The 7,190-nt window shown below is 73.1% G+C and carries 7 protein-coding genes and 1 pseudogene; all 8 read left to right on the top strand.

Features of this window, described 5'->3' with window-relative positions:
* Nucleotides 1–466 (top strand): annotated as a pseudogene (locus tag AB0K34_RS45500) (hypothetical protein); the annotation flags it as partial.
* Nucleotides 463–909 (top strand): roadblock/LC7 domain-containing protein, encoded by a 447-nt coding sequence (locus AB0K34_RS45495; RefSeq protein WP_138641009.1) that lies wholly within the window; start codon nucleotides 463–465, stop codon nucleotides 907–909. The pseudogene AB0K34_RS45500 and the gene AB0K34_RS45495, both read left to right, overlap by 4 nt.
* Nucleotide 910: 1 nt before the next feature.
* Nucleotides 911–1,300, top strand: a complete 390-nt coding sequence (locus AB0K34_RS45490; protein ID WP_205719616.1) for a DUF742 domain-containing protein — start codon at nucleotides 911–913, stop codon at nucleotides 1,298–1,300.
* Nucleotides 1,281–1,880 carry an ATP/GTP-binding protein gene (locus AB0K34_RS45485; RefSeq protein WP_138641007.1) on the top strand — a complete coding sequence of 200 codons (600 nt, stop codon included), beginning with the start codon at nucleotides 1,281–1,283 and terminating at the stop codon, nucleotides 1,878–1,880. Before AB0K34_RS45490 ends, AB0K34_RS45485 begins: the two co-directional genes overlap by 20 nt.
* Before the next feature lie 210 nt (nucleotides 1,881–2,090).
* Nucleotides 2,091–3,278: an ROK family transcriptional regulator gene (locus AB0K34_RS45480; protein WP_364554740.1), complete on the top strand. Its 1,188-nt coding sequence runs from the start codon at nucleotides 2,091–2,093 to the stop codon at nucleotides 3,276–3,278.
* Between the two features lie 14 nt (nucleotides 3,279–3,292).
* The gene (locus AB0K34_RS45475; protein ID WP_364554738.1) at nucleotides 3,293–4,801 is read left to right on the top strand and encodes a sugar ABC transporter ATP-binding protein; all 1,509 of its coding nucleotides are present in this window, start codon (nucleotides 3,293–3,295) and stop codon (nucleotides 4,799–4,801) included.
* Nucleotides 4,798–5,925 carry an ABC transporter permease gene (locus AB0K34_RS45470; protein ID WP_364554737.1) on the top strand — a complete coding sequence of 376 codons (1,128 nt, stop codon included), beginning with the start codon at nucleotides 4,798–4,800 and terminating at the stop codon, nucleotides 5,923–5,925. The genes AB0K34_RS45475 and AB0K34_RS45470 overlap by 4 nt, the downstream gene beginning before the upstream one ends.
* 89 nt (nucleotides 5,926–6,014) lie before the next feature.
* Nucleotides 6,015–7,079: an ABC transporter substrate-binding protein gene (locus tag AB0K34_RS45465; protein WP_301177959.1), complete on the top strand. Its 1,065-nt coding sequence runs from the start codon at nucleotides 6,015–6,017 to the stop codon at nucleotides 7,077–7,079.
* Nucleotides 7,080–7,190: the final 111 nt, after the last annotated feature.

Below are 7,190 nucleotides of genomic sequence, written 5' to 3'. Positions count from 1 at the left end.
GCCGGAGCCGCCCGTGCGGCGGCCCGCGCCGCCGCGGCCCGAGCCGCCGGTGGCACCGCCGCCTGCGGCACCGCCCGCGCCCGCCGAGGCGCCGCCGAAGGACGGCGAGCTGCCCAAGCGCAGGCGGCAGACCCATCTGGCCCCCCAGCTCAAGCAGCGGGTGGACGCGCATCTCGCCGCGCAGGGCCAGGCGCCGCCTCCGGGGCCCGCGGGGCCCGCGGAGCCGCCGCCCGGGCCCGAGCCGGCCGGGATGCCGCTCGCCGCGCCCGTCCCCGTGGACGAGCCGCCGCCGCCCCGCGGCGGGACCGTTCCGCAAGACGACGACGCGGCGCGCTCACCCGAGGCGATGCGATCGATGATGTCCGCCATGCAGGCCGGATGGCGGCGTGGCAGGCAGGACGCGGCCGACGCGGAGGCAGCGCAGGCCGAGCCCAACCCAGGCGAGCAGGAGGACGACACCCCATGACACGAGCCCAGCACTCCGGCGCGGAGGTCCCGGGCGGAGCCGGCGGTGACCTGAACTGGCTGCTCGACAGCCTGGTCCAGCGGGTCGCTGCGGTGCAGAACGCGGTGGTGCTGTCCAGCGACGGGCTGAAGATGGCCGCGTCCCGGGGCCTCGCCGGCGAGGAGTCCGACCACCTTGCCGCGGTGGCCGCCAGCTTCCAGAGCCTCGCGCGCGGGGCCGGGGAGTCGTTCGGCGGCGGCCCCGTCCGGCAGACCATCGTGGAGATGGAGTCGTCGTTCCTGTTCGTCACCGCCGCCGGGCGCGGCGCGTGCCTGGCCGTGCTGGCCTCCGCCGACGCCGACCTCGGGATCATCGCCTACGAGATGGCGATGCTGGTCACCCGGGTCGGGCAGCACCTGTCCGCGGATCCGCGGGTGGCCGCGGCCGAGCCGGGCGGCGTGTGAGGTGGGCGGCACGGCCTGGTACGACGACGCTGCGGGGCCCGTGGTCCGCCCGTACGCGGTCACCGGAGGCCGGACGCACTACGACGGCGACGACTTCGACCTCGTCGCGCTGATCGCCGTCGCGGACCCGCCGGAGCCCGCGGACGGCGCGCTGCCCGCGGCGCCGTGGGCGCCGGAGCCCGAACATGACATGATCCTGGAGCTTTGCCGCACCCCGTTGTCGGTCGCCGAGATAGCGTCGGATCTGGAACTCCCCCTCGGGGTGGTCCGTGTCCTGCTCGGTGACCTGCTCGACCACTCGCTGATTCAGGTCCGGCGTCCCGCGCCGGTGGCGCAGTTCCCCAGCGAGCGCGTACTCAAGGAAGTGATCGATGGAATCCGTGCGCTCTGACGCGGCGGCCCAGCAGGGCGAGTCCGCGCTGACGGTGAAGATCCTCGTGGCCGGTGGTTTCGGCGTCGGCAAGACCACCCTGGTGAGCGCGGTCAGCGAGATCCGTCCGCTGCGCACCGAGGAGGCACTGACCGAGAAGAGCATCGGGATCGACGACACCACCGCCGTCGCGTCCAAGACGACGACGACCGTGGCGATGGACTTCGGCCGCATCACGCTGCCCAACGGCCTCGTGCTGTTCGTCTTCGGCACCCCCGGCCAGGACCGCTTCTGGTTCATGTGGGACGAGCTGGCCAAGGGCGCCCTCGGCGCCGTCGTCCTGGTCGACACCCGCCGGCTGGCCGACTGCTTCGCCTCGGTCGACTACTTCGAACGGCGCGGCGTGCCGTTCATCATCGGCGTCAACCGCTTCGACGGCGCCGGCGCCCACTCGCCCGACCAGGTCCGCGACGCGCTGGACCTCCCCGCCGACGTGCCCGTCATCAACTGCGACGTGCGCGACCGCGAGGACGCCAAGCGCGTGCTGATCACCCTGGTCGAGCACATCATGCGCACGATGAGCGGCAGGCAGTACGCGTAGCCGCACCGCTGTAGCACGTCACTGACGGCCCGTGCTCTCCGCGCTTCGCGCGGGGGGTGCGGGCCGTTGCTTTCCGTGACTTTGTCCTCTGAGTGGAGAAAGTTTGGATGATCTAGTGAAAAGGTCTTCTCAAAGCGGCGAAAGCGGGTTACGGTCTCGGCCATGAGACCGGGGTCACACCGCCCCGGGGGATCCCGAGAGGACGGCGTGATGCGCATGTCGGCTCGCCCGCAGAACGTGCATCAGGCACGGCTGCTGCGGCTGCTGCGGGACGAGGGGCCGCGGTCGCGCGCCGAGCTCGGCGACGTCGTCCGGCTGTCCCGGTCGAAGCTCGCCGTGGAGCTGGACCGGCTCGTGGAGCTCGGGCTCGTCGAGGGCGCCGGGCTCGCCGCCTCGCGCGGCGGGCGGCGGTCCGGGATCGTGCGGCTGGCGCCGAGCCTGCGGTTCGTCGCCTTCGACATCGGCGCCACCTCGATCGACGTCGCCGTCACCGACGGGACGCTGGAGGTGCTCGGCCACGTCAGCGAGCAGTGCGACGTCCGGCAGGGCGCCACCGTGGTGCTGGACCGGGCGCTCGACCTGCTCGGCAAGCTGCGGGACGAGGGCCTCATCCCGCAGGTGCACGGGACGGGCATCGGCGTGCCCGGCCCGGTCAGCTTCCGCGACGGCATGCCGGTCGTCCCGCCGATCATGCCGGGCTGGGACCGGTTCCCGGTGCGGGACGCGATCGGCCAGGAGCTCGGCTGCCCGGTGCTCGTCGACAACGACGTGAACCTGATGGCGCTCGGCGAGCTGCACGCCGGGCTCGCCCGGTCGGTGGACGACTTCCTGCTCGTCAAGATCGGCACCGGCATCGGCTGCGGCATCGTGGTGGACGGCGCCATCTACCGGGGCGTGTCCGGCAGCGCCGGGGACATCGGGCACATCCGCGTCGACGACGACGGGCCGATGTGCGCGTGCGGGAACGCGGGCTGCCTGGAGGCGTACTTCGGCGGCGCCGCCCTCGCCCGGGACGCCGAGGCCGCGGCCCGGTCGGGGGACTCGCCCGCGCTCGCGGCCCTGCTGGAGGCGCACGGCGGGCTGACCGCCGAGCACGTCGGCGAGGCCGCCGCCGCGGGCGACCCGGCCGCGGTGCGCATCATCCGGGAGGGCGGCCGGCACGTCGGGCAGGTCCTCGCCGGGCTGGTCAGCTTCTTCAACCCCGGCCTGGTGATCATCGCGGGCGGCGTCGCCGGCCTCGGCCACACGCTGCTCGCCGAGATCCGCAGCGTCGTCTACCGCCGGTCCGCGCCGCTCGCGACCGGCAACCTGCCGATCGTGCTGTCCGAACTCGCCGGCGCGGCCGGCGTGGTCGGCGGCGCGCGGCTCATCAGCGACCACGTCTTCTCCGCGTCCTGAGGAGGCCCCCCGAAATGGAACCGCTGCTGCTCATGCGCGGCATCGTCAAGCAGTTCCCCGGCGTCCGCGCGCTGGACGGCGTCGACCTCGACGTCCGCCCGGGCGAGGTGCACTGCCTGCTCGGGCAGAACGGCGCCGGGAAGTCCACCCTGATCAAGGTGCTGGCCGGCGCGCACCAGCCGGACGAGGGCGAGATCGTCTTCGCCGGCGAGCCGGTGCGGCTCGCCGGGCCGACCGCCGCGATGCGGGCCGGCATCGCGACCATCTACCAGGAGCTCGACCTGGTCGACGGGCTGTCGGTCGCCGAGAACATCTTCCTCGGGCACGAGAAGGCCCGGTTCGGCTTCACCCGGCGCGGGGACGCCGAGCGGGCGGCGCGCGAGCTGCTCGGCCGGCTCGGGCACGGCGAGATCCCGCCGCGCCGCGAGGTCGGGCGGCTGCCCGCGGCGGGCAAGCAGGTCGTCAGCATGGCCCGCGCCCTCTCCCACGAGGCGCGGCTCATCGTGATGGACGAGCCGTCCGCCGCGCTCGCGCACGACGAGGTCGGCAACCTGTTCCGCATCATCCGCGAGCTGACCGCCGCCGGCGTCGCCGTCGTCTACATCTCCCACCGGCTGGAGGAGATCCGCGAGATCGGCGACCGGGTGACCGTCCTCAAGGACGGCAAGGCCGTGGCGGGCGGCCTGCCCGCCAAGACCACCGAGACCGACCGGATCGTCTCGCTGATGACCGGCAGGGACGTCGAGTACGTCTTCCCGGAGCGGCCCGAGCCCGGCGGCGAGCGGGCCGAGGTGCTGCGCGTCGAGGGGCTCACGCTGCCCGGCGCGTTCGAGGACGTCTCGCTCACCGTGCACGCCGGCGAGATCGTCGGGCTGGCCGGGCTCGTCGGGTCCGGGCGCTCGGAGATCCTGGAGACCGTCTACGGCGCCCGGCGGCCCGCGCGCGGGCGGGTGCTCGTGGACGGCCGGCCCGTCCGCCCTGGCGACACCGGCGCGGCGGTGCGGCGCGGCATGGGCATGGCTCCGGAGGAGCGCAAGAGCCAGGCGCTGCTGCTGAACGAGTCCGTCGCCGGGAACGTCAGCGTCGCCGGGCTGTCGCGGTACGCCTCGTTCGGCTGGCTGAACCGCCGCCGCGAGCTGGCGGACGTCCGCCGCCAGATCGAGTCGCTCGACATCCGGCCGCCCGACCCGCGGCGGCCCGTGGTGACGCTGTCGGGCGGCAACCAGCAGAAGGTCGTCCTCGCCCGCTGGCTGCTCGGCGCGACGGGGCTGCGGCTGCTGATCCTGGACGAGCCGACCCGCGGCGTCGACGTCGGCGCCCGCGCCGAGCTGTACGCGGTGATCCGCGAGCTGGCCGGCCGCGGGATCGGGGTGCTGCTGGTGTCCAGCGAGGTCCCCGAGGTGCTGGGGCTCGCCGACCGGGTCCTCGTCGTCCGGGAGGGGCGGGTCGTGCACACCGGCGACGCCCGCGACCTCGACGAGGCCGCCGTGCTCAACATGATCATGGAAGGGAGCGCCCTGTGACCGAAACGGCTCACTCTGGGGGGACGACCCCCCAGACCCCCCGGAACGACCCCGGTCACTCTGGGGGGACGACCCCCCAGACCCCCCGGACCGACCCGGGAGCGGACGAGCGCGGCTCGGCGCCCGTCACGAAGAAGCCGGGCGGCGGCGGGCCGTGGCGGCCGTTCGCGCGCGGCGGCGGCGCCGGGACCCGGGAGATGCACCATCTCGGGCTGGTGGCCGCGCTGGTGCTGCTCGCGGTCGTCGGCCTGGTGACCGAGCCCGACAACTTCGCCACGTCCGGGAACGTCGTCGGCATCCTGGCGCTCGCCGCCACCATCGGCGTGATCACCGTCGGCCAGACCTTCGTGATCATCGGCGGCGGGATCGACCTGTCCGTCGGGTCGGTGATGGCGCTCGCCTCGGTGTGGGCGACCACGGTCGCGACGCAGTCCTACGGGCCGGCCGTGATGGCGCTGTGCGCGATCCTCGTCGGGACGGGCTCGGGCGTCGTGACCGGGCTGCTGATCTCCTACGGGCGGATGGTCCCGTTCATCGCGACGCTCGCGATGCTCGTCGCCGCGCGGGGCCTCGCGCAGCGGATGTCGGACCGCAAGACCCAGCTCGTCCGGCCCGAGAACGACGCCATCGAGGCGCTGTCCACCACCAAGGTGCTCGGGCTGCCCCTCGTCGTCTACATCTTCGCGGCCGTCGCGGTCGCCGGGTGGCTGCTGCTCAACCGCACCACGTTCGGCCGCCGGACGTTCGCGGTCGGCGGCAACCCGGAGGCGGCGCGGCTCGCCGGCATCGACGTCCGGCGGCACACCCTGCTGCTGTACGCGCTGTCCGGTTTCTGCTGCGGCATCGCGGCGCTCATCATCATGGCGCGCACCACCACCGGCTCCAGCACCCACGGCGACCTCTACGAGCTCGACGCGATCGCCGCCGTCATCATCGGCGGGACGCTGCTCACCGGTGGCCGCGGCACCGTCGTCGGGTCGATCCTCGGCGTGCTGATCTTCACCGTCATCACCAACCTGTTCATCCTGAACGGCCTGCAGACCAGCGACCAGCTCATCGCCAAGGGCGTGATCATCGTGATCGCCGTGCTGCTGCAGCGCCGCGGGCTCCGCTCGCCCACCTGACCCCCGTCCACCACCCCCCATGTCCAGCGCCGCGCGCCGCGGGGAGGCGCGCGGCGGGGGACGCCCCATCCCTTCACCAGGAGCACGTCATGCGTGATCAGAGCCCTCGTCCCACCCGCAGAGGCGTCCTGTTCTCCGGCGCCGTCGTCGCGGCCGGCGGCCTCGCCGCCGCCTGCACCGGCAACAGCGAGAAGAGCGACGCGGCGCCCGCGGCGCAGGCCGGGTCGCTCGCCGGCGACAACGACAAGCCGGGCAAGCAGGTCACCGTCGGGTTCTCCGCGCCGGCCGCCGACCACGGCTGGATCGCGGCGATCGCCAAGAACGCCGAGGCGCAGGCCAAGAAGTACAAGGACGTGACGTTCAAGCCGGTCGAGCCGACCAACGACATCAACCAGCAGATCTCCGCCGTCGAGTCGCTGATCCGGGCGAAGGTGAACGTCCTGGTGATCCTGCCGAACGACGGCGAGCAGCTGAACCAGGTCGCGCGCAAGGCGATGGACGCCGGCATCCCGGTCGTCAACCTCGACCGCGTCTTCCCCGACAAGCTGTCCTACCGGACGTGGATCGGCGGCGACAACTACGGCATGGGCGTCTCCGCCGGCCACTACATCGGCAAGAAGCTCAAGGACAAGGGCGTCTCCAACCCGGTGATCCTGGAGATCCAGGGCATCGCGACGCTGCCGCTGACGCAGGACCGCAGCAAGGGCTTCGCGGACGCGCTCAAGTCCTACGGCTTCACCGTCACCGCGAAGCAGGACGCCAAGTTCACCGTCGAGTCCGGCAACCAGGTCGCCTCCAACCTGCTGCAGGCGCACAAGAAGATCGACGCGCTGTGGAACCACGACGACGACCAGGGCGTCGGCGTGCTCGCCGCGATCAAGCAGTCCGGCCGCAAGGAGTTCTTCATGGTCGGCGGCGCCGGGTCCGCCAACGCCATGCGTGAGATCAAGGCCGGCACCGGCGTGCTGGAGGCGACCGTCACCTACCCGCCGACGATGGCCGCGTCCGCGATCAAGCTGGGCCGGCTCATCGCGCAGGGCAAGGGCATGACCGACCTGCTGGAGCTCCAGGTGCCGCAGTCGATCACGCTGGCGTCCGAGACCGTCACCAAGGACAACGTCGACACGTACATGCCGCTCGGCTTCGAGTCCTGAGCGACGGGGGCGCCGGCGCGCCCGCCCCATAGGCTTCGTGGTGGCCGCACATCCCGTCAACGTTCACCGGGGAGTCATGGTGTCCGCCCGGCTCGTCGTCCTCGTCTCCGG

This window comes from Actinomadura sp. NPDC049382 (assembly GCF_040677125.1).
GTDB lineage: Bacteria > Actinomycetota > Actinomycetes > Streptosporangiales > Streptosporangiaceae > Spirillospora > Spirillospora geliboluensis.
Note: the sequence above shows the minus strand (reverse complement) of the source record. Positions and strands in the feature narration are given on the sequence as shown.

Bases quoted from the DNA above. Each gene is read 5' to 3' on its own strand.
- AB0K34_RS45475 (WP_364554738.1), top strand. From the start codon at position 3,293: ATGGAACCGCTGCTGCTCATGCGCGGCATCGTCAAGCAGTTCCCCGGC.
- AB0K34_RS45480 (WP_364554740.1), top strand. From the start codon at position 2,091: ATGCGCATGTCGGCTCGCCCGCAGAACGTGCATCAGGCACGGCTGCTG.
- AB0K34_RS45485 (WP_138641007.1), top strand. From the start codon at position 1,281: ATGGAATCCGTGCGCTCTGACGCGGCGGCCCAGCAGGGCGAGTCCGCG.
- AB0K34_RS45495 (WP_138641009.1), top strand. From the start codon at position 463: ATGACACGAGCCCAGCACTCCGGCGCGGAGGTCCCGGGCGGAGCCGGC.
- AB0K34_RS45465 (WP_301177959.1), top strand. From the start codon at position 6,015: ATGCGTGATCAGAGCCCTCGTCCCACCCGCAGAGGCGTCCTGTTCTCC.